The sequence below is a fragment of the Streptomyces sp. NPDC053474 genome, assembly GCF_044544845.1.
Classification (GTDB): Bacteria; Actinomycetota; Actinomycetes; order Streptomycetales; family Streptomycetaceae; genus Streptomyces.
This window is the reverse complement of record NZ_JBITXV010000026.1, coordinates 62,677-88,934: the sequence shown is the minus strand read 5'-3', so window position 1 is coordinate 88,934 and position 26,258 is coordinate 62,677. Positions and strand designations below refer to the sequence as shown.

26 protein-coding genes are annotated in these 26,258 nt (G+C 71.4%); 8 read left to right on the top strand and 18 right to left on the bottom strand.

The window, feature by feature from the left end:
• Window positions 1-173: 173 nt before the first annotated feature.
• Entirely contained in the window at window positions 174-2,441 is a 2,268-nt protein-coding gene (locus ACIG3E_RS38965) for an MMPL family transporter (RefSeq protein WP_399625536.1), read from the bottom strand.
• Window positions 2,442-2,659: 218 nt separating this feature from the next.
• On the opposite strand from ACIG3E_RS38965, the gene ACIG3E_RS38960 reads away from it, so the two are divergent.
• The 4 genes from ACIG3E_RS38960 to ACIG3E_RS38945 all read left to right on the top strand — a co-directional run bounded on the left by ACIG3E_RS38960 (window position 2,660) and on the right by ACIG3E_RS38945 (window position 4,800).
• The gene (locus tag ACIG3E_RS38960) at window positions 2,660-2,995 is read left to right on the top strand and encodes an ArsR/SmtB family transcription factor (protein ID WP_399625535.1); all 336 of its coding nucleotides are present in this window, start codon (window positions 2,660-2,662) and stop codon (window positions 2,993-2,995) included.
• The gene (locus ACIG3E_RS38955) at window positions 2,992-3,231 is read left to right on the top strand and encodes a hypothetical protein (RefSeq protein WP_399625533.1); all 240 of its coding nucleotides are present in this window, start codon (window positions 2,992-2,994) and stop codon (window positions 3,229-3,231) included. Before ACIG3E_RS38960 ends, ACIG3E_RS38955 begins: the two co-directional genes overlap by 4 nt.
• Before the next feature lie 238 nt (window positions 3,232-3,469).
• Entirely contained in the window at window positions 3,470-4,138 is a 669-nt protein-coding gene (locus ACIG3E_RS38950; RefSeq protein ID WP_399625531.1) for a potassium channel family protein, read from the top strand.
• On the top strand, window positions 4,138-4,800 hold the full coding sequence (locus ACIG3E_RS38945; protein WP_138962254.1) for a TrkA family potassium uptake protein: 663 nt from the start codon (window positions 4,138-4,140) through the stop codon (window positions 4,798-4,800). Before ACIG3E_RS38950 ends, ACIG3E_RS38945 begins: the two co-directional genes overlap by 1 nt.
• Before the next feature lie 107 nt (window positions 4,801-4,907).
• On the opposite strand, the gene ACIG3E_RS38940 is transcribed toward ACIG3E_RS38945, so the two are convergent.
• The 11 genes from ACIG3E_RS38940 to ACIG3E_RS38890 form a co-directional block, all read right to left on the bottom strand.
• Window positions 4,908-5,657 (bottom strand): DUF3159 domain-containing protein, encoded by a 750-nt coding sequence (locus ACIG3E_RS38940; RefSeq protein ID WP_399625529.1) that lies wholly within the window; start codon window positions 5,655-5,657, stop codon window positions 4,908-4,910.
• A 3-nt stretch (window positions 5,658-5,660) separates the two neighbouring features.
• The gene (locus ACIG3E_RS38935) at window positions 5,661-6,059 is read right to left on the bottom strand and encodes an OB-fold nucleic acid binding domain-containing protein (RefSeq protein WP_242724775.1); all 399 of its coding nucleotides are present in this window, start codon (window positions 6,057-6,059) and stop codon (window positions 5,661-5,663) included.
• Between the two features lie 61 nt (window positions 6,060-6,120).
• Complete coding sequence (locus ACIG3E_RS38930) at window positions 6,121-6,804, bottom strand: response regulator (RefSeq protein ID WP_138962251.1); 684 nt, start codon at window positions 6,802-6,804, stop codon at window positions 6,121-6,123.
• A gap of 74 nt (window positions 6,805-6,878) precedes the next feature.
• Complete coding sequence (locus ACIG3E_RS38925; protein WP_399625526.1) at window positions 6,879-9,425, bottom strand: ATP-binding protein; 2,547 nt, start codon at window positions 9,423-9,425, stop codon at window positions 6,879-6,881.
• Between the two features lie 201 nt (window positions 9,426-9,626).
• Window positions 9,627-10,349 carry a potassium-transporting ATPase subunit C gene (locus ACIG3E_RS38920; protein ID WP_399625523.1) on the bottom strand — a complete coding sequence of 241 codons (723 nt, stop codon included), beginning with the start codon at window positions 10,347-10,349 and terminating at the stop codon, window positions 9,627-9,629.
• 6 nt (window positions 10,350-10,355) lie between these two features.
• Window positions 10,356-12,500 (bottom strand): potassium-transporting ATPase subunit KdpB, encoded by a 2,145-nt coding sequence (gene kdpB, locus ACIG3E_RS38915; protein WP_399625521.1) that lies wholly within the window; start codon window positions 12,498-12,500, stop codon window positions 10,356-10,358.
• Window positions 12,497-14,161, bottom strand: a complete 1,665-nt coding sequence (gene kdpA, locus ACIG3E_RS38910) for a potassium-transporting ATPase subunit KdpA (RefSeq protein ID WP_399625519.1) — start codon at window positions 14,159-14,161, stop codon at window positions 12,497-12,499. The genes kdpB and kdpA overlap by 4 nt, the downstream gene beginning before the upstream one ends.
• A gap of 8 nt (window positions 14,162-14,169) precedes the next feature.
• Window positions 14,170-14,259, bottom strand: a complete 90-nt coding sequence (kdpF, locus tag ACIG3E_RS38905) for a K(+)-transporting ATPase subunit F (protein WP_330461191.1) — start codon at window positions 14,257-14,259, stop codon at window positions 14,170-14,172.
• A 352-nt stretch (window positions 14,260-14,611) separates the two neighbouring features.
• The gene (locus ACIG3E_RS38900; protein WP_399625516.1) at window positions 14,612-15,385 is read right to left on the bottom strand and encodes a DUF3710 domain-containing protein; all 774 of its coding nucleotides are present in this window, start codon (window positions 15,383-15,385) and stop codon (window positions 14,612-14,614) included.
• A gap of 1 nt (window position 15,386) precedes the next feature.
• Entirely contained in the window at window positions 15,387-15,917 is a 531-nt protein-coding gene (dut, locus tag ACIG3E_RS38895) for a dUTP diphosphatase (protein ID WP_242724753.1), read from the bottom strand.
• Entirely contained in the window at window positions 15,914-16,498 is a 585-nt protein-coding gene (locus tag ACIG3E_RS38890) for a PaaI family thioesterase (protein WP_399625513.1), read from the bottom strand. The genes dut and ACIG3E_RS38890 overlap by 4 nt, the downstream gene beginning before the upstream one ends.
• Before the next feature lie 58 nt (window positions 16,499-16,556).
• Between ACIG3E_RS38890 and ACIG3E_RS38885 the strand changes: the two genes are divergently transcribed.
• The gene (locus ACIG3E_RS38885) at window positions 16,557-17,003 is read left to right on the top strand and encodes a DUF3093 domain-containing protein (protein ID WP_399625511.1); all 447 of its coding nucleotides are present in this window, start codon (window positions 16,557-16,559) and stop codon (window positions 17,001-17,003) included.
• A 30-nt stretch (window positions 17,004-17,033) separates the two neighbouring features.
• Here the strand turns inward: ACIG3E_RS38885 and ACIG3E_RS38880 are convergent, their stop codons facing one another.
• From ACIG3E_RS38880 to ACIG3E_RS38865, 4 genes are all read right to left on the bottom strand, one after another.
• Window positions 17,034-18,032: a hypothetical protein gene (locus ACIG3E_RS38880; RefSeq protein WP_399625509.1), complete on the bottom strand. Its 999-nt coding sequence runs from the start codon at window positions 18,030-18,032 to the stop codon at window positions 17,034-17,036.
• A gap of 13 nt (window positions 18,033-18,045) precedes the next feature.
• On the bottom strand, window positions 18,046-18,342 hold the full coding sequence (locus tag ACIG3E_RS38875) for a DUF4193 domain-containing protein (RefSeq protein WP_030680288.1): 297 nt from the start codon (window positions 18,340-18,342) through the stop codon (window positions 18,046-18,048).
• 394 nt (window positions 18,343-18,736) lie between these two features.
• A complete protein-coding gene (locus tag ACIG3E_RS38870; RefSeq protein ID WP_399625507.1) occupies window positions 18,737-19,969 on the bottom strand; it encodes a sensor histidine kinase in 1,233 nt (410 codons plus the stop codon).
• A gap of 6 nt (window positions 19,970-19,975) precedes the next feature.
• A complete protein-coding gene (locus tag ACIG3E_RS38865) occupies window positions 19,976-20,629 on the bottom strand; it encodes a response regulator transcription factor (RefSeq protein WP_144321364.1) in 654 nt (217 codons plus the stop codon).
• 331 nt (window positions 20,630-20,960) lie between these two features.
• Here ACIG3E_RS38865 and ACIG3E_RS38860 point away from each other — a divergent pair, with 331 nt between their 5' ends.
• On the top strand, window positions 20,961-21,134 hold the full coding sequence (locus ACIG3E_RS38860) for a hypothetical protein (RefSeq protein ID WP_399625503.1): 174 nt from the start codon (window positions 20,961-20,963) through the stop codon (window positions 21,132-21,134).
• Between the two features lie 254 nt (window positions 21,135-21,388).
• On the opposite strand, the gene ACIG3E_RS38855 is transcribed toward ACIG3E_RS38860, so the two are convergent.
• Both ACIG3E_RS38855 and ACIG3E_RS38850 read right to left on the bottom strand, forming a co-directional pair.
• Entirely contained in the window at window positions 21,389-22,207 is an 819-nt protein-coding gene (locus ACIG3E_RS38855) for an inositol monophosphatase family protein (RefSeq protein WP_399625501.1), read from the bottom strand.
• A gap of 10 nt (window positions 22,208-22,217) precedes the next feature.
• On the bottom strand, window positions 22,218-23,357 hold the full coding sequence (locus tag ACIG3E_RS38850) for a ferrochelatase (RefSeq protein ID WP_399625498.1): 1,140 nt from the start codon (window positions 23,355-23,357) through the stop codon (window positions 22,218-22,220).
• A 354-nt stretch (window positions 23,358-23,711) separates the two neighbouring features.
• On the opposite strand from ACIG3E_RS38850, the gene ACIG3E_RS38845 reads away from it, so the two are divergent.
• Both ACIG3E_RS38845 and ACIG3E_RS38840 read left to right on the top strand, forming a co-directional pair.
• Window positions 23,712-24,974 (top strand): MFS transporter, encoded by a 1,263-nt coding sequence (locus tag ACIG3E_RS38845; protein WP_399625495.1) that lies wholly within the window; start codon window positions 23,712-23,714, stop codon window positions 24,972-24,974.
• Window positions 24,910-26,253 carry a D-arabinono-1,4-lactone oxidase gene (locus ACIG3E_RS38840; protein WP_399625493.1) on the top strand — a complete coding sequence of 448 codons (1,344 nt, stop codon included), beginning with the start codon at window positions 24,910-24,912 and terminating at the stop codon, window positions 26,251-26,253. Before ACIG3E_RS38845 ends, ACIG3E_RS38840 begins: the two co-directional genes overlap by 65 nt.
• The last annotated feature ends 5 nt before the right edge of the window (window positions 26,254-26,258 follow it).

Here is a 26,258-nt window from a genome sequence, read left to right as displayed (position 1 = left end):
AGTGGTCGGCGACCTCGTCCCAGAGCTCGTCGGACACGGCCTGCGTGGAGCGGTCCGCGAGCCGCGTGACGTGCTCCGTGAGGGCCAGCGCGGCGGGGGGGGGGGGGGGGGGGGGCCGCGCCCCCCCCCCGCCCCCCCCCCCCCCCCCCCCCCGCCGAGCGGGGCGCGCCCGCTCACCGCCCGGGCGTGGCCCCGACCCCGGTGACCAGCGGCTCCGCGCCCGGGTCCGGCTGCGGAGCGTAGCCCCGGGTCAGTCGCCCCTCGGCGCGCCGCACCGCCTTCGAGGGCCACCACGTGGCGCGGCCGAGGAGGAGGAGCGCCGCCGGCAGGATCATGACGCGGATCACGAAGGCGTCGACAAGGACGGCCACCGCGAGCACGAAGCCCATCTGCTTCATCTCCAGGATGTGCAGCATCACGAAGCTGGCGAAGACAGTGACCATGACGATCGCCGCGCTGGTGACGACCTTCGCCGAGGACGCGATGCCGTCGATGACGGCCTTGCGGGTGGGCACGCCGTTCAGGGCCGCCTCGCGGATCCGGCTGACCACGAACACCTGGTAGTCCATCGAGAGCCCGAAGAGGATCACGAAGAGGAACAGCGGCACGCGCGCGGAGATGCCGTGCAGCGACTCGAACGACAGCAGGCCCTCGGCCCACTCGCCCTGGAAGACGAGGACGAGCAGCCCGAGCGCGGACGCCGCCGACAGCAGGTTGAGCACGATGCCGAGCAGGCCGAGCACGACGGACCGGAAGGCGTACACGGTCATGGCGAAGGTCAGCAGGAGCAGCGCGCCGAGGACCAGCGGCAGCTTCTCGTTCTGGTGGGCCACGTAGTCGACGCCGCGGGGCACGTCGCCGCTGACGGCGGTCTCGACGCCGCCGAGCTTGCCGACGGTGGCGGGCAGGTAGTCGTCGCGGAGGTGGTCCAGGGTCCGCGCGGCCTCGTCCGAGTACGTGGCGTGCCGGGCGCCGAGGTCCAGGGTGCTGACGCGGCCGTCCGCGGACGTCCTGATCCGCGGCGTGTCGTGGCGGGCGAAGAGCGGGTCGGCCGCGGCCTCGCGGTCCAGGGCGCGCAGGGCGCGTACGACGTCGTCCGACCGCTCGGGCGCGGAGCGGGCCACGACCTGGAAGCGCAGGCGCTCGTCGGGGAAGGAGGCGAGCAGCCGGTCGTACCCCCGCATCGCCGGGATCTCGCGCGAGAAGCTGTCCCGGGCCGGGTCCTTCAGCTTCAGGTCGAGGGCGGGAAGGGCGAGGCCGACCAGGGCCAGGACCGCGAGCCCCAGGGTGAGCGCGGGGCGCTTGCGGGCGGGCGTGAGCAGGGCGTTCCAGAACCGGCCCGGCGCCCGCTCCTCGTGGAGCCGCACCCGCTTGCCCTGGGCCCGGCGCCGGGCCGCCCGGCGCTCGGCCCGCTGCCCCAGCTTGACCAGCATCGCGGGCAGCACGGAGACCGAGCTGGCCACGGCGACCGCCACGACCAGGATGGTGCCGATGGCGAGCGAGTCGAAGATGACGTCGTCGGCCAGGAACAGGGCCGCGGTGGAGATCATGACGGCGAGCCCGGAGACCACGATCGCGCGCCCCGCCGTCGCGGCGGCGGCCTCGACGAGCGCCTCGGAGGAGAGCCTGCCGCCCGCGCGGGCCCGCTCCTCGCGCTCGCGCTTGAGGTAGAAGAGCGTGTAGTCGACGCCGACGGCCATGCCGATGAGCAGGATCATGCTCAGCCCGACGCCGGTGTCGGGCAGCAGGTGCGAGGCCAGCATCGCCAGGCCCATGGTCGCCGCGATCGAGGTGACGGCGAGCAGCAGCGGCACGCCGACCATCAGCAGCGAGCCGAACACCAGGGCCAGCGTGATCAGCGTGATGGGCAGCGTGATCGCCTCGGAGAACGCGAGGTCCTCGTCCCGCTGGTCGTCCACGCCCTTGCTCACGGACGCGGCGCCGGTCTCCTCGATCACCACGCCCGGATGGGCCTTCTTGATCTTCTCGGTGAGCTCCTGGAGCGGGACGACGATCTCCCGCGCCTCCTGCTCCGGGCCGCCCAGCGTCACGGGTACGCGGATGACCTCGCCGTTCGCGGAGCGGACGGGCGCGCCCACCTCGTCGACCTCGGGCAGCCGCTTCATCCGCCGGGTGACGTCCCGCACGGCGGCGTCGGCCTTCGCCTCGTCCGGCTTCCCGGCCCTGCCGCTGATCAGGATCTGCTCCAGCGACTTGAGCTGGAGGTCGCCCGCAGAGGCCATGGCCTCGGCGCGCCCGGCCTCGCCGACCCGGTAGTCCTCCGAGGCCGCGCTGTTCATCCCGGCCGCGCTGCCCGCGACGAGGCACAGCGCCACGAAGACGAACCAGCCGACGATCGCCCGCCACGGGTGCAGCGCGCTCCAGCGCGCCACCCGCACGGTCACCGACCGCCGCTCCCCGCCCGACCCTCGTATCCCCATCTCCGACCCCCATGGATAGCCGTGCTTCATGTGCTTCATCTGCTTCACGTGTAAGAACTGACTTACACATGACGTGTAAGCGCAGACTGACAGGTGAAGGATGAGTACGTCAACTGTCAGATCCAGCGGGAAACTCCGGGTCGACGGAGGGTTTGACAGTGCTTCACGGCGTGCGTAAGCCTTGGCTGACAGGTATCGGAACGGCACAGAGGCGGGCCATGAACAGCGAGGAGCTGCTTGCCTTCCTCTCGGCGGTGGGCCACGCGCAGCGGATCCGGATCATCAAGGAGCTCGCCACGGGCCCCATGTACGTCAGCGAGCTGGCACGGCGCCTGGGCGTCTCCCGGCCCCTGCTCTACATGCACCTGGAGCGCCTGGAGAAGGCGGACCTCGTGCTCGGCAGGCTGGAGCTCTCCGACGACGGCAAGGCCCTCAAGTACTTCGAACTCGCGCCGTTTGACGTGCGGTTGAACGTGGATACGATTCTGGCCGCGGCCCAGCAGGACGGGGCGAGCGAGGCCGGACAGCACTCACCCGAGGAGACGCCCCCATGAGCGACGCGATCATCCCGATCGCCTTCTTCCTGATACTCGCCGGAGCGATCGTCGCCGTCGCGCACTTCCAGACGCAGCGCAGCCGCGAGCGCGACCGCGAGTACGCGGCGGCGATGGAGGCCTACCGCCAGGCCCTGGACACCGCCCGGTCCGAGGCCGACGCCGTGCGCAACCAGCTCACCGAGCTCAACGTGCGGGTCAGGTCCATGGAGAGCATGCTGCGCTCCGTCGACTAGCGGCCCGCGCGACCAGCGGCCCGTGGCGAGGGCGCGCGCACTCCGGCTCCGGCCCGCGCGCGAAAGCCGTTACCGTGGACTCTGCAAACGCACCCGGACACACCGGGCCGGTCGAGAGCGCCCCGCACCGCGAGCCGCTGGGCGGGATGCGCCGCCGCCGCGCAGGCGCGCCGAAAGAGAGTCATGAGTAGGGCATTTACGCAGGTCAAGTGGGCCGTGAGGAGCGCGGGGTAGCGACGTGCACATCGTCATCATGGGCTGCGGGAGAGTCGGTTCCGCTCTCGCGCAGACCCTGGAACAGCAGGGGCACACGGTCGCCGTGGTCGACCAGGACCCCACCGCCTTCCGCCGTCTGGGCTCCGGCTTCGGCGGCCGTCGCGTGACCGGGGTCGGCTTCGACCAGGACACCCTGCGCGAGGCCGGCATCGAGGACGCGGGCGCCTTCGCCGCCGTCTCCAGCGGCGACAACTCGAACATCATCGCCGCCCGGGTGGCCCGCGAGATGTTCGGCATCGAGAACGTCGCCGCCCGCATCTACGACCCCCGCCGCGCCGAGGTCTACCAGCGCCTGGGCATCCCCACGGTCGCCACGGTCCGCTGGACCGCCGACCAGATGCTGCGGCGGCTGCTGCCCTCCGGCGCCGAGCCGCTGTGGCGCGACCCCACCGGCGGCGTCCAGCTCGCCGAGGTGCACGCCTCCGCCTCCTGGATCGGCCACAAGATCAGCCGCCTGCAGGAGGAGACCGGCGTGCGCGTCGCCTTCCTCACCCGGCTCGGCGAGGCGGTCCTGCCGACCTCGCAGACGGTCCTGCAGGAGGGCGACCTGGTGCACGTGATGATGCGCACCGACGACGTCGAGAAGGTCGAGGCGGCGTTCGCCGAGGGCCCCGAGGAAGGCGGTCACTGATGAGGGTCGCCATTGCCGGAGCGGGCGCGGTGGGCCGTTCCATCGCCGGTGAGCTCCTGGAGAACGGGCACGAGGTGCTGCTCGTCGACAAGGCGCCGACGGCCATCTCCGTCGAGCGCGTCCCGCAGGCCGAGTGGCTGCTGGCCGACGCCTGCGAGATCACTTCCCTGGACGAGGCTGCGCTCCAGCGCTGCAACGTGGTCATCGCCGCGACGGGCGACGACAAGGTGAACCTGGTCGTCTCGCTCCTCGCCAAGACCGAGTACGGCGTCCCGCGCGTCGTCGCCCGCGTCAACAACCCCAAGAACGAGTGGCTGTTCAACGAGTCCTGGGGCGTCGACGTCGCGGTGTCCACGCCGCGGCTGATGTCCGCGCTCGTCGAGGAGGCGGTGAGCGTCGGCGACCTGGTGCGCCTGCTGCGCTTCAGCCACGGCGACGCGAACCTGGTCGAGCTGACGCTGCCGCCGGAGTCCGCCTTCGCGGGCACCCGGGTCGGCGACGTCCAGTGGCCCGAGGACACCTCGCTCGTCACCATCATCCGGGGCACGCGCGTCCTCACGCCGACCCCCGACGACTCGCTCGAAGCGGGTGACGAGCTGCTCTTCGTGGCCGCGCAGGCACGCGAGGAGCAGCTGGAGGACCTGCTCTCAGCGCGCAACTAGAGCCGTAGGGCTTTGTACGCAGGTGGGGGCGCCCGGAATCTTCCGGGCGCCCCCACCTGCGTTTTCCCCGCCCACCCGCCCCTGAAGGGGCGGGTGGGCGGGGAGAGTCAGGCCTGGCGCTGCTGCTGCTCGGCGGCCGCCTTGCGCTCGGCCTCGGCCCGCTCCTCGGCTTCCATCTCCGCGAAAACATCAATGGGCGGCGGCGCCTTCGCCAGGAAGATCCAGGTGAAGTACACCGCGAGGACCATCGGCGGCAGCTTCAGGGCGATCAGGACCCAGCCGAGCTTCTCGGTGTCCGACCACCAGTACAGCGGGAAGAGGATCGCGTACTTGGCGAGGAAGATCAGGCCCCAGGCCAGGGACGCCTTGGTGTACGCCTTCTTGCGGCCCGGGTTGCGGGTGCGCCAGGAGAGGTTCTCCCGGAAGACCGGCCCGAGCAGCAGGCCGAGCAGCGGGAAGCCCACGAGCGCCGACAGGAAGAAGGCGGCGCCGAGGCCGGTGCCGTAGATCATCCCGGGCAGGTAGAAGTCCTTGGCGTTGCCCGTGAACATGGCGAAGGCCACGCCGAACGCGACGCCGAAGACGCCGCTGAACGCGTGCTTGACCGTGTCCCGACGCACCAGCCGGACCACGACCAGGAGCACCGCGACGCCGAGCGCGGCGATCGCCGAGCTGTGCAGGTCCTTGGTGATCGTGTAGATCAGCACGAACAGCAGGCCCGGGACCATCGTCTCGACCGTGCCGCGGATGCCGCCGAAGGCGTCGAAGAGCGCAGCCTGCGTCAGAGCCCTGGTGTCCGTGTCCTGGGGGCTCACGCCCGCCAGGCCCTGGTCGGTCGGCTTGTCGACTGACGTCACCGGCTACTCCCGTCCGAGCGGTCTGAGTTCGTACTTGGGGTTGAAGAGCACTCTGCGGCCGCGGTCTATGGATATCCGCCCCGAGGCGATCAGGCGGCGGCCCGGCTCGATGCCGACGATGGAACGCCTGCCGAGCCACACCACGTCCACCGCGGCGGAGCCGTCGAACAGCTCCGCCTCCAGGGCGGGCACACCGGCCCGTGGCCGCAGGGTGACCGTGCGCAACGTACCAGTAACCGTGACGATCTGGCGGTCGTGGCAGTCGCCGATGCGGGTGCAGCCGGCCGTCTCGGCGTCCTCGCGCAGTTCCTGGGAGTCCAAGTCCTGCTGGGAGGACGACAGCCGGTCGAGCATGCGCCGGAAGCGCCCTGCGGGCTTGTCGGATCCAGGAACAGCACTCATACCCCGAGCCTACCCGTGCTCCCCGACACCCCCGCAACGCCGGTGCGCGGCCCCCGGCGGGTCACCGCTCGAAGCGGTAGCCCATCCCCGGCTCCGTGATGAAGTGCCGGGGGTGCGCCGGATCGGTCTCCAGCTTGCGCCGCAGCTGGGCCATGTAGACCCGCAGGTAGTTCGTCTCCGTGCCGTACGAGGGCCCCCAGACCTCCTGGAGGAGCTGTTTCTGGCTGACGAGACGGCCCGCGTTGCGGACGAGGACCTCCAGGAGGTGCCACTCGGTGGGGGTCAGGCGCACGTCGCGCCCGCCCCGGTTGACCTTCTTCGCGGCCAGGTCGACCGTGAAGTCCTCGGTCTCGATCGTGACGTCGTCCTCGCCCGCCCCGGTGGGCTCGGCCCGCCGCACGGCGGCCCGCAGCCGGGCCAGGAGCTCGTCCATGCCGAAGGGCTTGGTCACGTAGTCGTCGGCGCCCGCGTCCAGGGCCTCGACCTTCTCGTCGGAGCTGTGCCGGGCGGAGAGCACCAGGATCGGTACCCGCGTCCAGCCGCGCAGCCCCTTGATCACCTCCACCCCGTCCATGTCGGGCAGACCGAGGTCGAGCACGATCACGTCGGGGTGGCGGGCGGCGGCGAGCTGGAGGGCGGTCGCGCCGTCCGGTGCCGCGTCCACGTCGTACTTGCGCGCCTTCAGGTTGATCACGAGGGCGCGTACGATCTGCGGCTCGTCGTCGACCACGAGCACCCGGGTCATTCCTACCTGCCTTTCGGGCTTGTCAGCGCCGCTCGTGCGGCTGGTTGTGCCCCGTGCGCGGCCGGCGGTGGCACTCACGAGGTCATCTGGGCGGAGAGGTCGGGCACGACCGGCGGCCGGCCGTCCGCCACCTGGAGCGTCAGCACCATCGTGAGGCCGCCGCCGGGGGTGTCCTCGGCGTTGAGGGTGCCCCCCATGGATTCCACGAAGCCGCGGGCGACGGCGAGGCCGAGGCCCACGCCACTGCCGCGTGGAGCGTCACCGTAGCGCTGGAACGGCTCGAAGATGCGCTCCTTGGCGTCATCGGGGACGCCGGGGCCCCGGTCCACGACGCGCACTTGCACCTGGTCCCCCAGGGCGCTCGCCGACACCAGGACCGGCGCGTCCTCGGGCGCGTACTTGACGGCGTTCTCGACGACGTTGGCGACGGCGCGCTCCAGGAGGCCCTTGTCGACCGCGACCATCGGCAGGTCCTCGGGGACGTCGAGGTCCACGCTGCCGTCCGGCACGCCGCCGAGCGCCATCGGCACCACCTCGTCGAGGTCGACCTCGCGGATGAGCGGGGCGACGGTGCCGGTCTGGAGGCGGGACATGTCCAGGAGGTTGCCGACGAGGTGGTCGAGCCGGTCGGCGCCCGCCTCGATGCCTTCGAGCAGCTCGGCCTGGTCCTCGTCCGACCACTCCACGTCCTCGGAGCGCAGGCTGGACACCGACGCCTTGATCCCGGCCAGGGGCGTGCGCAGGTCGTGGCTGACGGCGGCGAGCAGGGCGGTGCGGATGCGGTTGCCCTCGGCGAGGGTGCGCGCCCGGTCGGCCTCGGACTGCAGGCGCTGCCGGTCCAGGACCACGGCGGCCTGCGCGGCGAAGGCGCCGAGCACGCGGCGGTCCTCGGCGGGCAGCACCCGGCCCGACAGAGCGAGCGCCATGTGGTCGCCGACGGGCACGTCCACGTCGGCGTCCTCGGGGCGGCCCACGTGCGCTCCGGTACCGACGCTGCCCGCGCAGGTCCAGGGCGCCGTGTCGTTCTCGCGTTCCAGGAGGGCCACGGCCTCCATGGCGAAGGTCTCCCGCATGGTCTCCAGGAGCGCCGCGAGGCTGTTCTCGCCGCGCAGCACGCTGCCCGCGAGGTGGGAGAGGATCTCCGACTCGGCGCGCAGGCGCGCGGCCTGGTGGGTGCGGCGGGCCGCCAGGTCGACCACGGAGGCCACGGACACCGCGACGGACACGAAGACGCAGATCGCGACGATGTTCTTGGCGTCGGAGATCGTCCACTGGTGCAGCGGCGGCGCGAAGAAGTAGTTGAGCAGCAGGGAGCCGAAGGCCGCGGAGGCGAGGGCCGGGAGCATGCCGCCGAGCAGGGCCGCCGCGACCGTGAGGGTCAGGAACAGCAGCATGTCGTTGGCGAGGCCGAGGTCGGCGTCGATGTGCGTCAGGAGCAGGGTGAGCAGCGCGGGCCCCACGACACCGGCGAGCCAGCCCCAGATGAGGCGGGAGCGGCCGAGCCGGGCGCCGCGCGCCACCGGAAGGCCGCGCCCCTTGGCGACCTCGCTGTGCGTGACGATGTGGACGTCCAGGTCGGGCCCGGAGTCCCGGGCCACGGTGGCGCCGACGCCGGGCCCGAAGACGTACTGCCAGGTCTTGCGGCGCGAGGAGCCGAGGACGATCTGGGTGGCGTTGATGCCCCGGGCGAAGTCGAGCAGCGCGGCGGGGATGTCGTCGCCGATGACGTGGTGGAACGTTCCTCCCAGGTCTTCGACCAGGGTGCGCTGGACGGCGAGCTCCTTGGGCGAGGCCGCGGTCAGGCCGTCGCTGCGGGCGATGTAGACCGCGAGGATCTCGCTGCCGGAGCCCTTGGCGGCCATGCGCGACGCGCGCCGGATGAGCGTGCGGCCCTCGGGGCCTCCGGTGAGGCCGACGACGATGCGCTCGCGGGCCTGCCAGGTCGAGCGGATGTTGTGCTCGCCCCGGTACTGCTGAAGGTACTCATCGACCCGGTCGGCCACCCACAACAGCGCCAGCTCCCGCAGCGCGGTCAGATTGCCCGGCCGGAAGTAGTTCGACAGGGCCGCGTCGACCTTGTCCGCCTTGTAGATGTTGCCGTGCGCCATCCGGCGCCGCAGCGCCTGCGGCGACATGTCGACCAGCTCGATCTGGTCCGCCCGGCGCACCACCTCGTCCGGCACCGTCTCGCGCTGCCGCACCCCCGTGATCGACTCCACCACGTCACCCAGCGACTCCAGATGCTGGATGTTGACCGTGGATATGACGTCGACGCCTCCTTCGAGGAGCTCCTCGACGTCCTGCCAGCGCTTGGCGTTGCGCGAGCCCGGCACGTTCGTGTGGGCCAGCTCGTCCACGAGCGCCACGGCCGGGGCCCGGCGCAGCACGGCGTCCACGTCCATCTCGGTGAAGGCCGCGCCCCGGTACTCCAGCTCCTTGCGCCGTACGACCTCCAGGCCGTGCAGCATCACTTCCGTGCGCGGCCGCCCGTGGTGCTCGACGAAGGCCACCACGCAGTCCGTGCCGCGCTCGACCCGGCGGTGGGCCTCGGACAGCATCGCGTACGTCTTGCCGACACCCGGTGCCGCACCGAGGTAGATCCGAAGCTTGCCGCGTGCCATGGCCCCATTGTCTTCCTGAAACTGCTGTGTACGCAGCGTCGACCTTACGGCCAACAATCGCGGTAAATCGGACGAGGCGGGCGTTCCCGAGGGTCCTTGACGCAACCCTGATGGCCCTGGCCCGCGGACGCACGGAAGCGGGCCCGCGGGCCCCGGTCGCTCCGGGGCCCACGGGCCGTGCGCGGGCCGCTGGCGGGCAGGTCAGCCCTGGGCGGCGACCAGGTGCTTCAGGGCGATGTTGAGCTTCAGGACGTTCACCCGGGGCTCCCCCATGAAGCCGAGGACGCGGCCGTCCGTGTGGTCGTCGACCAGCTTCTCGACGGCCTTGACGTCCAGGTGGTTGCGCTCGGCGACCCGGTGCGTCTGGAGGTCGGCGTACGCCGGTGAGATGTGCGGGTCCAGGCCCGAGGCGGAGGACGTGACGGCGTCCGCGGGGACGTCCGACGGGCTGACCTTGAAGTCGGCCGTCGAGTTGTCCTTGACGACGGCGTCCTTGGCGGCCCGCACCTGGGCGCAGAGCCCGTCCGTAGCCTTGGGGTCGCAGACCTGCTTGCCGTCCTTGTCCTTGGTGGACCCGGAGTCGCCCGAGAGGTTGGTCGCGCCGGACAGGAGCAGCTTGTACCGGGTGTTCACGCTGTTGCTGCCGAGGCCGTTGGAGGGCCGGGGCTGGAACCACTTCAGGTCCGGGTCCGGCGTCTCCTGGCCCTTCTTCAGGGGCAGGTCGTAACGCTGGCCGATGAGCTCGGAGCCGACGACCTTGCCGCCGTCCTTGACCTCGGAGCCGTTGGCCTTGCCGGGGAAGAGGGCCTGGGCGACGCCGGTGACGGCGAGCGGGTAGAGCACGCCGCAGACCACGGTGAGGACCAGCACGGCCCGCAGGCCCGCGCCCAGCAACCGGGCGGTGTTTCCGACGGAGTTATTCATGCCAAGTCACCCAATGCCAGGGATGAGGGAGAGGAGCAGGTCGATGACCTTGATGCCGATGAACGGCGCGACCAGACCGCCGAGACCGTAGATCCCGAGGTTGCGCCGGAGCATCCGGTCGGCGCTCATCGGCCGGTACTGCACGCCCTTCAGGGCCAGCGGCACCAGGGCCACGATGATCAGCGCGTTGAAGATGACGGCCGACAGGATCGCGGACTTGGGGCTGGACAGGTCCATGATGTTGAGCTTGTCCAGGCCCGGGTAGACCACCGCGAACATCGCCGGGATGATCGCGAAGTACTTCGCCACGTCGTTGGCGATCGAGAAGGTCGTCAGGGCGCCGCGCGTGATGAGCAGCTGCTTGCCGATCTCCACGATCTCGATGAGCTTGGTCGGGTTGGAGTCCAGGTCCACCATGTTCCCGGCCTCCTTGGCGGCCGAGGTGCCGGTGTTCATGGCCACGCCGACGTCGGCCTGCGCGAGCGCGGGGGCGTCGTTGGTGCCGTCGCCCGTCATCGCGACGAGCTTGCCGCCCGCCTGCTCGCGCTTGATGAGCGCCATCTTGTCCTCGGGCGTGGCTTCCGCGAGGAAGTCGTCCACGCCCGCCTCGTCGGCGATCGCCTTGGCCGTCAGCGGGTTGTCGCCCGTGATCATGACGGTCTTGATGCCCATGCGGCGCAGTTCGTCGAACCGCTCCCGCATGCCCTCCTTGACGACGTCCTTGAGGTGGATGACGCCGAGCACGCGGGCGCCGTCGGTGTCCTCGATCGCCACGAGCAGCGGGGTGCCGCCCGCCTGCGAGATCGTGTCGGTGAGCTCCTGGGCCTCGTCGGAGACGGTGCCGCCGCGCTCGCGGACCCAGGCGACGACCGAGCCGGTCGCGCCCTTGCGGACCTTGCGCCCGTCCACGTCCACGCCCGACATGCGGGTCTGGGCGGTGAAGGCGATCCACTCGGCGCCGGTCAGCTCGCCCTGGTGGCGCTCGCGCAGGCCGTACTTCTCCTTGGCGAGGACGACGATGGAGCGGCCCTCGGGCGTCTCGTCGGCCAGCGAGGAGAGCTGGGCGGCGTCGGCGACCTCGGCCTCGGTGGTGCCCCGCACCGGCACGAACTCGGCGGCCTGGCGGTTGCCGAGCGTGATGGTGCCGGTCTTGTCGAGCAGCAGCGTGGAGACGTCACCGGCGGCCTCGACGGCGCGCCCGGACATGGCGAGGACGTTGCGCTGGACCAGGCGGTCCATGCCCGCGATGCCGATCGCGGAGAGCAGGGCGCCGATGGTCGTCGGGATGAGGCAGACCAGGAGCGCGCAGAGCACGATCATGGACTGCTCGGCACCGGCGTACACGGCGAACGGCTGGAGCGTGACGACCGCGAGCAGGAAGACGATGGTCAGCGAGGCGAGCAGGATGTTCAGCGCGATCTCGTTGGGCGTCTTCTGCCGGGCCGCGCCCTCGACCAGGTTGATCATCCGGTCGATGAAGGTCTCGCCGGGCTTCGTCGTGATCTTGATGACGACGCGGTCGGAGAGGACCTTCGTACCGCCGGTGACCGCCGACCGGTCGCCGCCGGACTCGCGGATGACGGGCGCCGACTCACCGGTGATCGCCGACTCGTCGACGCTGGCCACGCCCTCGACGACGTCACCGTCGCCAGGGATGATGTCGCCCGCCTCGCAGACGACCAGGTCACCGATCCTCAGGTCGGTGCCGGGCACCTGCTCCTCGGTCCTGCCGTCGGCGGACAGGCGCCGGGCGACTGTGTCGGTCTTGGCCTTGCGCAGCGTGTCGGCCTGGGCCTTGCCGCGGCCCTCGGCGACCGCCTCCGCCAGATTGGCGAAGACCGTGGTCAGCCACAGCCACGCGGCGATCGTCCAGCCGAACCAGTCACCCGGGTCCTTGAAGGCGAGCACGGTGGTGAGCACCGAGCCGATCAGGACCACGAACATCACGGGCGACTTGACCATCACCCGCGGATCGAGCTTCCTCAGGGCGTCCGGGAAGGACTTCAGGAGCTGGGCCGGGTCGAAGAGACCGCCGCCGACCTTGCCGTCGTCCGGCTTGTGGCCGGTCGGCACGTCCTGGTGCGGCGCGCGCGTGGGAGTAGCGGTGGTCATGGAGCTGCGCTCCTCTTGCTTCCTGGTGTGGGTGGTCATGACGCGAGACCCTCGGCGAGCGGCCCGAGCGCGAGCGCCGGGAAATACGTCAGACCGGTGATGATCATGATGGTGCCGACGAGCAGGCCCGTGAACAGCGGCTTCTCGGTGCGCAGGGTGCCCGCCGTCTTCGGGATCGGCCGCTGCTCGGCGAGGGATCCGGCGAGCGCGAGCACGAACACCATCGGCAGGAACCGGCCGAGGAGCATCGCGAGACCGATCGTGGTGTTGAACCACTGCGTGTCCGCGTTCAGGCCCGCGAAGGCCGAGCCGTTGTTGTTGGCGCCGGAGGTGAAGGCGTACAGGATCTCCGAGAAGCCGTGGGCGCCGCTGTTGGTCATCGAGTTCTTCGGCGTGTCCATCGCCATCGAGGCGCCGGTGAAGCCGAGGACGAGCGCGGGCGTGACGAGGATGTAGCAGGCCGCGAGCTTGATCTCGCGGGTGCCGAGCTTCTTGCCCAGGTACTCGGGGGTGCGCCCGACCATCAGACCGGCGAGGAAGACCGCGATGATCGCCATGACGAGCATGCCGTAGAGGCCGGACCCGACGCCGCCGGGTGCGATCTCGCCGAGCTGCATGCCCAGCATCGTGATCCCGCCGCCGAAGCCGGTGTACGAGGAGTGGAAGGAGTTCACCGCGCCGGTGGAGGTGAGCGTGGTGGCCACCGCGAAGATCGACGAGCCGCCGACGCCGAACCGCGTCTCCTTGCCCTCCATCGCCCCACCCGCGAGGTCGAACGCCGGGCCGCCGTGGTGGAACTCGGTCCACATCATCAGCGCGGTGAAGCCGAGCCAGATCGTCGCCATCGTGGCGAGGATCGCGTAGCCCTGCCGGAGCGAGCCGACCATCCGGCCGAAGGTCCGGGTCAGGGCGAACGGGATCACCAGGATCAGGAAGATCTCGAAGAGGTTCGAGATCGGGTTCGGGTTCTCGAAGGGGTGGGAGGAGTTGGCGTTGAAGTAGCCGCCGCCGTTGGTGCCCAGCTCCTTGATGACCTCCTGGGAGGCGACCGCGCCGCCGTTCCACTGCTGCTCGCCGCCCAGGAACTGGCCGACGCCGTGGATGCCGGAGAAGTTCTGGATCGCGCCGCAGGCGACCAGGACCAGCGCGCCGATCACGGAGATCGGGATCAGGATGCGGACGACACCGCGCACCAGGTCGGCCCAGAAGTTGCCGAGCTCACCGGTGCGCGAGCGGGAGAAGCCGCGCACCAGCGCCACGGCGACGGCGATGCCGACGGCCGCGGAGACGAAGTTCTGCACCGCGAGACCGGCGGTCTGCACGACGTGGCCCATGGCCTGCTCGCCGTAGTACGACTGCCAGTTGGTGTTGGCGACGAAGGACGCGGCGGTGTTGAACGCCTGGTCCGGGTCGATCGACTTGAAGCCGAGCGAGCCCGGGAGCGAGCCCTGGATCCGCTGGAGCAGGTACAGGAAGAGCAGGCTCGCCAGGGAGAAGGAGAGCACGCCGCGCAGATAGGCGGGCCAGCGCATCTGGGTGCCGGGGTGGGCGCCGATGCCCTTGTAGATCCACTTCTCGACGCGCAGATGCTTGTCGGAGGAGTAGACGCCCGCCATGTAGTCGCCGAGCGGACGGTACGCGAGGGCCAGCGCGGCCACGAGCGCGAGGAGCTGGAGCACGCCAGCGAGAACGGGACTCATGTCGGGGCTCAGAACCTCTCCGGGAACACAAGGGCGAGGACGAGATAGCCGAGCAGGGCGACGGCCACGGCGAGGCCGACGATGTTTTCGGCGGTCACAGCTTCGCCACCCCCTTGGCGACGAGAGCCACCAGCGCGAAGACCGCGATCGTGGTGACGACGAAGGCCACGTCGGCCATCGTGTGCTCCTAGATGAGATTCGGAATTGCTGACATCCCGAGGAAACCGCCTCAATGGCGGGTTTCGATCGCCGTTGACGTCTCCCTAGCGGCCATTGGCGCGGCGTTGACGAATCTCTTACGGCGCTGCGTTCAACCAGTTCACACGCATATACGCCAAGGGGCCGCACTCCCGATTCGGGAGTGCGGCCCCTTGGATCGCACTGCTTTACGTCAGCTTCGCGTCAGCTCTCGCGACGGTGCCGACGGCCTTTTTCCGGCCCGCGTCGCCGTCAGCGCACCTCGGTGATCTCCGGCCCCCGGGCCAGCTGGCCCATGCCGCCGGAGAAGCGGGAGGCCTCCTGGTCCTCCTGCTGCACGCCTTCCGCGACCATCTGCGCGTCCTCGGGCAGCTTGAGGACGATCGGGTCCCGCGGGGCCATCGGGCCCTCGCCGCGGACGACGACCGTGTCCCGGAAGATCTGCTCGAGCAGACCCGCGGCCTGCGGCTGCACCGCGCCCTGCCCGGAGATCACTCCGCGCAGGAACCAGCGCGGGCCGTCCACGCCCACGAACCTGACGACCTGGAAGCCGCCCGTGCCGTCCGGCAGCTGCACCGGCACCTGCGCCCGCAGCTCCCAGCCGAGCGGCCCCTCGACCTCGTCGATGACACCGCCCTGCTGGGTGATGCCGGAGGCGATCTCCTCGCGGACCTCGCCCCAGATGCCCTCCCGCTTGGGAGCGGCGAAGGCCTGCAGCTGCACGGCGCTGTCCTGGAGCACGACGGTGGCCGCGACGATCGCGTCACCCGCGACCTCCACGCGCAGCTCCATGCCCTCGACCCCCGGCACGAACAGACCGCCGAGGTCCACCCGGCCCTCGCCGGGCTCGCGGACCTCGGATGCGTCCCAGGGACCGTCCGGGCGCGGCTCCGGCTCCAGGCGCACGCGCTGGGACGCGGCGCCCTCGGACGCTGCGCTCTCTGCGTTCTCCGTGCCGTCGACGACCTGCTCGGCCTCGCCCGCCGCGTCCTCGGCGGCACCGCTCTTCTTGCGACGTCCGAACACGTCACTGTCCTTCCCGGTCGGATACGGCCGATGCGTATCGATTCCCACCCGTTTGTTCGCCCGGGCTGACGCCCACGGCGGCGTGACCGCCGGTCGACCCGAAGCCCCCCTCGGCCCGCGCCGAGCCGGGAAGCTCCGCCACCTCCTGGAAGCGCACCTTCTCGACCTGCTGGACGACCAGTTGGGCGATCCGGTCGAAGCGCTCGAACCGCACGCTGTCGCGCGGGTCGAGATTCACCACGATCACCTTGATCTCCCCACGGTACCCGGCATCAATCGTCCCTGGGGCATTCACCATGGCGACACCGCAGCGGGCGGCGAGGCCGGACCGGGGGTGCACGAAGGCCGCGTACCCCTCGGGCAGGGCGATGGAAACCCCCGTCGGCAGCACCGCCCGCTCTCCGGGCGCGAGTTCGCAGGCCTCGGTCGTCCGCAGATCGGCGCCGGCGTCGCCGGGCATCGCGTACGCCGGCAGCGGTACGTCGGGGTCGACGCGCCTGATCAGCACGTCCAGGGGGGCACGGTCGGTCACGGGTTCACCTCGAAGGCGCGGGCGCGCCGGATCTGGTCCGGGTCGTTCATGGCCGCCCGGATCTCCTGGGGACGGCCGTTGTCGATGAAGTGGTCCACCTTCACCTCGATGAAGAGGGCGTCGGCGCGGACGGCGAGCGGGCCCTCGGGGCCGCCTATGCGCCCCCGCGCCCGCGAGTAGATCTTCCGTCCGGCGACGGCGACGACCTCGGCCTCCAGGTGCAGCACTGTGCCGACCGGCACCGGCCGCACGAAGTCCGTCTCCAGGCGCCCGGTCACGGCGATCACCCGCAGCAGCCAGTTCAGGGAGCCGAGGGTCTCGTCGAGCGCGGTGGCGAGCACGCCGCCGTGGGCGAGACCGGGCGCGCCCTGGTGCGCCTCGCGCACGGTGAACTCGGCGGTGACGGTGACGCCCTCCCCGGCGCGCGCCGCGAGGTGCAGCCCGTGGGTCTGGCCCTCGCCGCAGCCGAAGCACTGCGCGTAGTGCGCGCCGATCAGCTCCCCGGGCGCGGGCGCGTCGGGGTGCCGCACGGGGGGTATGGCGTCGGCCGGAGGCCGCAGGGCCGCTGTTGTACCACTCACAGGCGCAGACCTTACCTCCGCGTCAGCGGAGGTCGCGCACCATGCCAAGCTTGGCTTCATGCAGCCTTACGAAGAACGCCTGACCGCGCCCCGTTCGTGGTGGCTCGTCTCGGTGCTCGTCGGCATCGCGACGGGTCTGATCGCGCTCCCGTTCGGCACCCTGCCGTTCCTGGGCGGCCTGGTCGCGGGCGCGGCGCTCGCGGCGGTGCTCACCAGCTCGTACGGCTCGGTGCGCATCCGGGTCGTGGCGGGCTTCCTGGTCGCGGGCGACGCCAAGATCCCGCTGACGGCCCTCGGCCGGGCCGAGGCCCTGGACGCGGCCGAGGCGCGCGCCTGGCGGACCCACAAGGCGGACCCGCGCGCGTTCATGGTCCTGCGCAGCTACATCCCGACGGCCCTGCGCGTGGAGGTCACGGATCCCGAGGACCCGACCCCGTACGTGTACGTGTCGACGCGGAACCCGCAGGCGCTGGCGAAGGCCCTGGGAGCGGTCACGGCGTCGTAGCCCCGCCGCACGCGTCCCGTGGCGCCGGGCTCAGGACTCCAGTTCCTTGGGGCCGGTGAGCGGCGGCAGCTCCCCCAGGGCGTCCCAGGGCACCTGGGTGCGCCGCAGGTCGGCGCGGACGCGCTCCGCGAGCTTCTTGGTGTCGCGGCGGTTCATGAACGCCCCGACCGCGGCTCCCACCATGAACGGCATCAGGTTCGGCAGGTTCCGCACCATGCGCTTCGTGATCTGCTGGCGCAGCTCCCGCTTCAGCTGGCCGCCGAGCGCGGCGTTCACCGACGCGGGCTTGGCCACGTCGATCCCGCGCTCCTCGGTCCACGACCGCAGGTACTCGGTGCTGCGCTGCTTGAGGGTGCCGGGCGGGCGCCGTCCGTACACCTCGTGCAGCTCGGCGATGAGCTTCAGCTCGATCGCGGCCACGCCGGTGATCTCGGCGGCGAGCTCCGCGGGCATGGCCGGCGGCACCGGCAGCATGGCGGCGGCGCCGACGCCGGCGCCCACCGTGGAGGTGGCGTTCGCCGCGCCCGCGATGAGCTTGTCCGCGAGCTGATCGGGGCCGAGGCCCGGGAACTGCTCGCGGAGGGTGGCCAGGTCCCGGACGGGGACCCGGGGGGCGTTCTCGATGATCCGGTCGGCCAGATAGCCGATGCCGGCCTTGGCTCCGCGGCCACCGCGGAGCGCCCCGTTCTTCAATCCGTTCGCGACGGCGGCGAAACGCTTGCCCTTGGTCGTAGGGCCCTCGTCTCCCGCCGTCGTCGCGGTGTCCACGGCTTCGACGGCCTGGTGCGGCGACGAAACCGCCGCCTTGTGCACGAGCGCGGGGACCGCCTCGTACGCCGTCTCAGCGCCGTTCTGCGCCCTTTCCTGGCCCTGGTGGCCGACGGGGTCGGCCGGGGCCTCTCCCGGGGTGTCGACGGGCCTGAGCGAGGCCTCAGGGCCCCGCTCGGCGTCCGTCTCGCCGGCGGGCGCGGCTGCGTCCGCTTCGTGGTCGCCGAAGCGGTTCTTCCCAGGCGGGGTCGAGCCTGTCACGGCCGACCCTGCCTCAGTCGCAGTCGCGGCAGATCGGCTGACCGTTCTTCTCCCGGGCCAGCTGGCTGCGGTGGTGCACCAGGAAGCAGCTCATGCAGGTGAATTCGTCCTGCTGCTTGGGGAGCACGCGCACGGCGAGCTCCTCGTTGGACAGGTCCGCTCCGGGCAGCTCGAGGCCTTCGGCGGCCTCGAACTCGTCGACGTCGACGGCCGAGGAGGACTTGTCGTTCCTCCGGGCCTTCAGCTCTTCAAGGCTGTCCGAGTCGACGTCGTCGTCGGTCTTGCGTGGGGTGTCGTAGTCCGTTGCCATGTCGCTCTCCCCCTCTGGGTGTCTGCGGTGTCTCAGCGCACGTAACGCGTGAGAGGCCGGACTTGTGCCCGACCTGAGGCGGAGATTTTGCCTCACATCAAGGTCTGTTACTCAATCGACACCCAACCGCACCCCTGAAGAGGTGATCGGTTTGGATGGCGATCGGGACCGTACACGGTCCGAATGTCGCACTTCACGGGCGCCACCCCGTGTACTTCCCGTGATCAAGACCCTCGAAAACCCGGATTTTCCCGGCTTTCCGACGACTTTCGCGGTCACGGAGAGTGGATGGCCAGAAATTCGCTCCTGTGATCGATCACACACGAAATGAGCAGGACCAGATCCTGAAAATTCCGCTCAAAGCGAACACCCGGCATGGTCACGCGGCAGCATCTCAGATCGGCAGGGTGACGCGCATCACGAGCCCACCCCCCTCACGAGGCTCCGCGATGATACGGCCCCCGTGGGCGCGCGCCACCGACCGGGCGATGGACAGGCCGAGACCCACCCCCTTGTCGCTGCCGGTGCGCTCCGTGCGGAGCCTGCGGAACGGCTCGAAGAGGTTGTCGATCTCGTAGGCGGGCACCACGGGTCCGGTGTTCGTCACCACGAGCACGGCCTGGCCGTGCTGGGCCTCCGTGGTGACCTCGACCCAGCCCGCCTCCTTCACGTTGTACCGGACGGCGTTCTGGACGAGGTTCAGGGCGATGCGCTCAAGCAGGACGCCGTTGCCCTGCACGATCGCGAGGCCGCGCTCGCCGCGGATCTCGACGCCCTTCTCCTCGGCCTCGGCGCGCGCCTGGTCGACGGCGCGGTTGGCGACCTCGGCGAGGTCCACGGGCTTGCGCTCGACGATCTGGTTGTCGCTGCGGGCGAGCAGCAGCAGGCCCTCCACGAGCTGCTCGCTGCGCTCGTTGGTGGCGAGGAGGGTCTTGCCGAGCTGCTGGAGCTCGGGCGGCGCGCCCGGATCGGAGAGCTGCACTTCGAGGAGCGTGCGGTTGATCGCGAGCGGGGTGCGCAGCTCGTGCGAGGCGTTGCCGACGAAGCGCTGCTGGGCCGTGAAGGCGCGCTCCAGGCGGTCCAGCATCTCGTCGAAGGTGTCGGAGAGCTCCTTCAACTCGTCGTCGGGGCCGTCCAGTTCGATGCGGCGCTTGAGGTCCGTGCCCGCCACGCGGCGTGCGGTACGGGTGATGCGGCCGAGCGGCGACAGGACGCGGCCCGCCATCGCGTAGCCGAAGGCGAAGGCGATCACGGCGAGGCCGAGGAGGGCGAGCAGCGAGCGGCTCAGGAGGTTGTCCAGGGCGTGCTGGCGCTGTTCGTTCACGCACGCGTTCATCGCGGCGTTGAACTCGTCCGGCGAGGCGCGGCTCGGCAGGTCGCAGACCTTGCTCTCCACCCGGCCCGAGACGATCTTGAAGGGCAGCTCACTGCCCACGTTCAGCGCCTGCGCGGCGAGCAGGTAGATGATCGAGAGCAGCAGGATGCCCGCGATCAGGAACATGCCGCCGTACAGGAGCGTGAGCCTTATGCGGATGGTGGGACGCAGCCACGGGAAGGGCGGTTCGACCTTCCGGGGGTCCCAGGTCGGCTTGGGGGGCGCCGCTGGCGGCGCCGGTGTCGCGGCCACCGGAGATCAGATCCGGTAGCCCGAGCCGGGCACCGTGACGATGACGGCGGGCTCGCCGAGCTTGCGGCGCAGGGTCATGACCGTGACGCGGACGACGTTCGTGAACGGGTCCGTGTTCTCGTCCCAGGCCTTCTCCAGGAGCTGCTCGGCGGAGACCACGGCGCCCTCGCTGCGCATCAGGACCTCCAGGACGGCGAACTCCTTCGGCGCGAGCTGGATCTCGCGGCCGTCACGGAACACCTCGCGGCGGTTCGGGTCGAGCTTGATGCCGGCGCGCTCCAGGACGGGCGGCAGCGGCACGCTGGTGCGCCGGCCAAGGGCGCGCACGCGGGCCGTCAGCTCGCTGAACGCGAACGGCTTGGGCAGGTAGTCGTCGGCGCCGATCTCCAGGCCCTCGACACGGTCGCTGACGTCGCCGGACGCGGTGAGCATCAGGACGCGCGTCGGCATGCCGAGCTCGACGATCTTGCGGCAGACGTCGTCGCCGTGCACGACCGGGAGGTCGCGGTCCAGGACGACCACGTCGTAGTCGTTCACGCCGATGCGCTCCAGGGCGGCCGCGCCGTCGTACACGACGTCGACGGCCATGGCCTCCCGGCGCAGTCCGGTGGCCACCGCATCGGCGAGCAGCTGCTCGTCCTCGACGACGAGTACGCGCACGTCGCTGTCCTTCCTCTGTGCCCGGCCCCGGTTCTCCCGTGGGCGAGGGCAGGTCTGATCTGGGGGTGAGACCTCCATCCTGCCCCTTTCGGCCATAAACCGGCTGTAAGACGGCCGGCGCCCCTGGGAACACGGGAATTTCTCGGACTTCCGCCCGTGTTTGAGGTTTCCGTGAGGAAGGCCGGGGGGAGGACGGCCTTACACCCCGCGATCACGCTTCGTATGTGATGTGCCACGGCGCGCTCCACGCAGCGTCATCGGACGTGATCGCCGCTTCTTGGGCACACCCCCGTGCCACCGACCCACACGACCCAGCCGAGGGGGCGCAACCATGGACGCATTCACCGCAGGTCTCCTGCAGCGCATAAAGACCACGGAATCCGACCTCGAGCACGCCCGCGAGACGGGTGACGACTTCCTGGCCGAGGTCGAGCTGGCCGAGCTGGAAGACCTCCACCGCCTGGCCGCCGAGCACGGCGTGGAGGTCGCTGTCTCGCCCTCCTGACCGGCCGACACGTCCTGCGCCAGGGCCCCGGCACCCCGCGTCCACGGGGGCCGGGGCCCTGGTGTGTGTCCGGGGCCATACGGCCCGGCCTAGGGCCTGTCCGATGGGTCGGCGTGGAGCAAGGAGCGGCGTCTGGTGCGTGCGATCGCAAGGCGCCGGAATGTCCTCGGGTGGGGCCTCCCCTGCTCGAGCGAAGCCGAGAGCTTGGGGAAGTGCCAGGCGTCGCGACGCCGCGCCGACCCATCGGACAGGCCCTAGTCGTGCCAGGCGCCCCGCTCGTCCAGGAACGTCTGCAGGGGCTCGAAGAGGCCGGGCGGGCCCGCCACCGTCAGCTCGCCGGACAGGGGCTCGCCGGGGCGGCCGCCGGTGAGCGCGCCCGCCTCGCGCGCGACGAGGTCCCCGGCGGCGAAGTCCCAGGGGTTCAGGCCGCGTTCGTAGTACGCGTCCAGGCGGCCCGCCGCCACGTCGCACAGGTCGATCGCCGCCGAGCCGCAGCGGCGGATGTCCCGCACGAGCGGCAGCAGCTCCCGGGCGACCTCGGCCTGGTGGGCGCGGCGCTGTGCGACGTACCCGAAGCCGGTGCCGATCAGGGCCTGCTCGAACGGGGGCGCGGGGCGGGTGCGCACCCGCCTGTCGTTGACGTACGCGCCCTGGCCGAGCACCGCGCGGAACGTCTCGCCGCGCACGGGCGCGTGCACGACGCCGACGAGGGTCTCGTCGCCCGCGCGCGCGGCGATGGACACCGCCCAGTCCGGCCGTCCGTACAGGTAGTTCACGGTGCCGTCGATGGGGTCGATGACCCACTGGACGCCGCTGCTGCCCGCGGAGCTCGCGCCCTCCTCGCCGAGCACGCCGTCAGCGGGCCTGCGCTCGGCGAGGAAGTCCGTGATGAGCTTCTCGGACGCGATGTCCATCTCGGTGACGACGTCGACGGCGCTGCTCTTCGTGGCGGCCACCCCCAGGTCGTCCGGGCGGCCGTCGCGCAGCAGCTCACCGGCGCGGCGCGCGGCCTCCAGGGCGACGGCGAGGAGCTCGGCCCTCAGGCCGTCCTGAGCGGTGGAGTGGTCGGTCAACGGGGGCTCCTCAGGCGAAGGGGCTGTCGGCGCCCGCGGCGGCGGGCTTCGGGGTGCGGGCCGGGCAGCAGCCCACCGGGCACAGGTCGTGGCTGGCGCCGAGCGCGCCCAGGGCGCAGGGCGTCACCGCGCGGCCGCTCTCGGCCGCCGCGCGCTCCAGGACCAGCTCGCGCACCGCGGCGGCGAACCGCGGGTCGGCGCCCACGGTGGCCGAGCGCCGCACCGGCAGGGCGAGCTCGGCCGCCTTCGCCGTGGCCTCGGTGTCGAGGTCGTACAGGACCTCCATGTGGTCCGACACGAAGCCGATCGGGACCATCACCACGGCGGGTGCCCCGGCGCCGTGCCGCTCCTCCAGGTGGTCGCAGATGTCGGGCTCCAGCCAGGGGATGTGCGGGGCTCCGGAGCGCGACTGGTAGACCAGCTCCCAGGGCCGGTCGACGCCGGTCTCGGCGCGCACGGCGTCCGCGATGACGCGGGCGACGTCCAGGTGCTGGCGCACGTACGCCCCGCCGTCGCCGTGGTCGGCCACCGGGCCCGAGGTGTCGGCCGCGGCCGTCGGGATGGAGTGCGTGGTGAACGCCAGGTGCGCGCCGTCCCGCACCTCTTCGGGGAGGTCGGCCAGGGACTTCAGGACGCCGTCGACCATGGGGCGCACGAAGCCCGGGTGGTTGAAGTAGTGCCGCAGCTTGTCCACGCGCGGGGGCTCCAGGCCCTCTTCCTGGAGGGTCGCGAGGGCGTCCGCCAGGTTCTCGCGGTACTGCCTGCAGCCCGAGTACGAGGCGTAGGCGCTCGTGGTGAGGGTGAGCACGCGGCGGCGGCCGTCGCGCGCGAGGTCCCGCAGGGTGTCCGTCAGATACGGCGCCCAGTTGCGGTTGCCCCAGTACACCGGCAGGTCGAGGCCGTGGTCCGCGAAGTCCTTGCGCAGGGCGTCGAGCAGGGCGCGGTTCTGGTCGTTGATGGGGCTGACGCCGCCGAAGAGGAAGTAGTGCTGCCCCACCTCCTTCAGACGCTCCTTGGGGATGCCGCGGCCCCGCGTCACGTTCTCCAGGAACGGAACGACGTCGTCCGGGCCCTCGGGCCCGCCGAACGAGAGCAGCAGCAAGGCGTCGTACGGAGTGGGATCCAGTGGGGAATCCAGCGCATCGGACATGCCTTTGATCCTGCCACTCGGCACTGACAGCCGGAAAACGGCGGTACTCCTCACCGGGGGCGACGCCGCTCGCCGCACCGGGGACGCCGTCGTATCCCCTCCCCGCGCCCGCTCGCGCGGGGCTCCCCCAGCACGTGCGCGGCGCTTCCCCGGCACTGCGCGGGCGCTTCCCCAGTGTTTCCTCGTCGCTTCCCCGGTGTTTCCTCGGTGCTCCCTTGGTGACGCGCGCGGGACGGAAATTACCGGTGCGCCGAAGGGCCTCGCGGCCGTAAGCTGTATCAGCCATCTTCACGCCTTACCGGAGCCGCGCGACCCCTCCCGGGTCGGCCGCCCCTGCGCCCCCGCGGAGTCCACGTGCCGAGCCCCTACCGCGCCATCTTCGCCGCCCCCGGCAGCAAGGGCTTCTCCGCCGCCGGTCTCATCGGGCGGATGCCCCTGTCGATGATGGGCATCGGCGTCGTGACGATGGTCTCCCAGATGACCGGGCGGTACGGCCTCGCGGGCGCCCTGTCGGCGACCGTCGCGCTGTCCGCCGCCGCGCTGGGCCCGCAGATATCCCGGCTCGTGGACCGGCACGGCCAGCGCCGGGTGCTGCGGCCCGCGACCCTGGTGACGCTCGTCGCCGTCGCGGGCCTGCTGCTGGCCGCGCGGTTCGAGCTGCCGGACTGGACGCTCTTCGTGTGCGCCGCGGTCGCGGGCTGCGTGCCGAGCCTCGGCTCGATGGTCCGGGCACGCTGGGCGGCCCTGTACGGCGGCACCCCGCAGCTGCACACGGCGTACTCCTTCGAGTCCGTCGTGGACGAGATCTGCTTCATCTTCGGGCCGATCATCTCGATCGGCCTGTCCACGGTGTGGTTCCCCGAGTCGGGGCCGCTGCTCGCCGCCGTCTTCCTCGCCGTGGGCGTCTTCTGGCTGACCGCGCAGCGCGCGACCGAGCCGGTGCCGCACCCGCGCGAACACCACACCCGGGGCTCGGCGTTGCGCTCCCCCGGCCTCCAGGTCCTGGTCGCCGCGTTCGTCGCCACGGGCACGATCTTCGGCGCCGTGGACGTGGTCACGGTGGCCTTCGCCGAGGAGGAGGGCCACAAGAGCGCCGCGAGCCTGGTCCTCGCGGTGTACGCGCTCGGCTCGTGTCTCGCGGGCGTCGGCTTCGGCCTGGTGCACTTCACCGGGGCGCCCGCGCGCAGGTGGCTGGTGGGTCTCTGCGCGATGGCCGTGAGTATGATCCCGCTGCAACTGGTCGGGAGCCTGCCGTTCCTGGCCGCGGCGCTCTTCCTCGCGGGCCTGTCCATCGCACCGACGATGATCACGACCATGGCCCTCGTCGAACAGCACGTACCACGCGCGAAGCTGACCGAGGGCATGACCTGGGTCAGCACCGGGCTCGCCGTCGGGATCGCGCTCGGCTCCTCCGTGGCCGGCTGGGTGATCGACGCCGCGGGACCGAGTGCCGGGTACGGCGTGCCGGGCGTGGCCGGGGCGCTCGCGGCGGCGGTCGGATTCCTGGGGTATCGCCGGCTGAAGCGGCCGGATCCGCGACGGGGAGGGACCCATGAGCAGGGCAACGGGCAGGGGCGCGGCAGTGACCAGCGGGAGGAGTCGAGCGGCGTGGCGTAACTGGGCGGGCACCGTCAGCGCGCACCCCGCGCGCGAGGCGACGCCCGCCTCGGTCGACGAGCTCGTCGCGGCGGTCCGCGGGGCCAGGTCCGACGGCCTGACGGTGAAGCCCGTGGGCACCGGCCACTCCTTCACGGCCGCCGCCGCGACCGACGGCCTGTTGATACGCCCCGACCTGCTCACGGGCATCCGCGCGATCGACCGCGCCGCGGGCACCGTCACCGTCGAGGCGGGCACCCCGCTCAAGCGCCTGAACGCCGCGCTCGCCCGCGAGGGCCTGTCGCTGACGAACATGGGCGACATCATGGAGCAGACGGTCTCGGGGGCCGTCAGCACCGGGACGCACGGCACGGGCCGCGACTCCGCGTCGATAGCCGCCCAGATCACGGCGCTCGAACTGGTCACCGCGGACGGCCAGGTCCTCACCTGCTCCCGGGACGAGCACCCCGACGTCTTCGCCGCCGCGCGCGTGGGCCTCGGCGCCCTGGGCGTCATCAGCGCGATCACGTTCTCCGTAGAGCCCCTCTTCTTCCTCCAGGCACGTGAGGAGCCGATGTCGTTCGACCAGGTCACCGGGTCGTTCGACGAACTCGCCACGGAGAACGAGCACTTCGAGTTCTACTGGTTCCCGCACACCGACAACTGCACCGCCAAGCGGAACAACCGCAGCCTGGGCCCCGCGGCCCCGCCCGGCGCGATCAGCGCCTTCGTAGAGGACGAACTGCTCTCCAACGGCCTCTTCCAGGTCGTCAATTCGCTCGGCCGCGCCGTGCCCGCGACCATCCCCGCCATCGCCAGGATCTCCAGCAAGGCCCTGTCGGCCCGCACCTACACGGACATCCCGTACAAGGTCTTCACCAGCCCCCGGCGCGTGCGCTTCGTGGAGATGGAGTACGCCGTCCCGCGCGAGGCGCTGGTGGACACGCTGCGGGAGCTGAAGACGATGATCGAGCGCTCCCCGCTGCGCGTCAGCTTCCCCGTGGAGGTCCGCACGGCCCCCGCCGACGACATCACGCTCTCCACGGCGTCCGGCCGCGACAGCGCCTACATCGCCGTGCACCTCTACAAGGGCACGCCCTTCCGTACGTACTTCAGCGCCGCGGAGCAGATCTTCGTCGCCCACGAGGGGCGGCCCCACTGGGGCAAGCTCCACACCCGCGACGCCGCGTACTTCGCGAAGGCCTACCCGCGCTTCGGCGAGTTCACGGCGCTGCGCGACCGCCTCGACCCGGACCGGCTCTTCGCCAACGCCTATCTGCGGCGGGTCCTCGGCGACTGAGCCCC

What these genes read in the sequence shown, in the direction of transcription:
- ACIG3E_RS38965 (WP_399625536.1), bottom strand. Translation starts at nt 2,441, where the DNA reads ATGGGGATACGAGGGTCGGGCGGGGAGCGGCGGTCGGTGACCGTGCGG.
- ACIG3E_RS38960 (WP_399625535.1), top strand. Translation starts at nt 2,660, where the DNA reads ATGAACAGCGAGGAGCTGCTTGCCTTCCTCTCGGCGGTGGGCCACGCG.
- ACIG3E_RS38955 (WP_399625533.1), top strand. Translation starts at nt 2,992, where the DNA reads ATGAGCGACGCGATCATCCCGATCGCCTTCTTCCTGATACTCGCCGGA.
- ACIG3E_RS38945 (WP_138962254.1), top strand. Translation starts at nt 4,138, where the DNA reads ATGAGGGTCGCCATTGCCGGAGCGGGCGCGGTGGGCCGTTCCATCGCC.
- ACIG3E_RS38935 (WP_242724775.1), bottom strand. Translation starts at nt 6,059, where the DNA reads ATGAGTGCTGTTCCTGGATCCGACAAGCCCGCAGGGCGCTTCCGGCGC.
- ACIG3E_RS38930 (WP_138962251.1), bottom strand. Translation starts at nt 6,804, where the DNA reads ATGACCCGGGTGCTCGTGGTCGACGACGAGCCGCAGATCGTACGCGCC.
- ACIG3E_RS38925 (WP_399625526.1), bottom strand. Translation starts at nt 9,425, where the DNA reads ATGGCACGCGGCAAGCTTCGGATCTACCTCGGTGCGGCACCGGGTGTC.
- ACIG3E_RS38920 (WP_399625523.1), bottom strand. Translation starts at nt 10,349, where the DNA reads ATGAATAACTCCGTCGGAAACACCGCCCGGTTGCTGGGCGCGGGCCTG.
- kdpB (WP_399625521.1), bottom strand. Translation starts at nt 12,500, where the DNA reads ATGACCACCCACACCAGGAAGCAAGAGGAGCGCAGCTCCATGACCACC.
- kdpA (WP_399625519.1), bottom strand. Translation starts at nt 14,161, where the DNA reads ATGAGTCCCGTTCTCGCTGGCGTGCTCCAGCTCCTCGCGCTCGTGGCC.
- ACIG3E_RS38885 (WP_399625511.1), top strand. Translation starts at nt 16,557, where the DNA reads ATGCAGCCTTACGAAGAACGCCTGACCGCGCCCCGTTCGTGGTGGCTC.
- ACIG3E_RS38875 (WP_030680288.1), bottom strand. Translation starts at nt 18,342, where the DNA reads ATGGCAACGGACTACGACACCCCACGCAAGACCGACGACGACGTCGAC.
- ACIG3E_RS38860 (WP_399625503.1), top strand. Translation starts at nt 20,961, where the DNA reads ATGGACGCATTCACCGCAGGTCTCCTGCAGCGCATAAAGACCACGGAA.
- ACIG3E_RS38850 (WP_399625498.1), bottom strand. Translation starts at nt 23,357, where the DNA reads ATGTCCGATGCGCTGGATTCCCCACTGGATCCCACTCCGTACGACGCC.
- ACIG3E_RS38840 (WP_399625493.1), top strand. Translation starts at nt 24,910, where the DNA reads ATGAGCAGGGCAACGGGCAGGGGCGCGGCAGTGACCAGCGGGAGGAGT.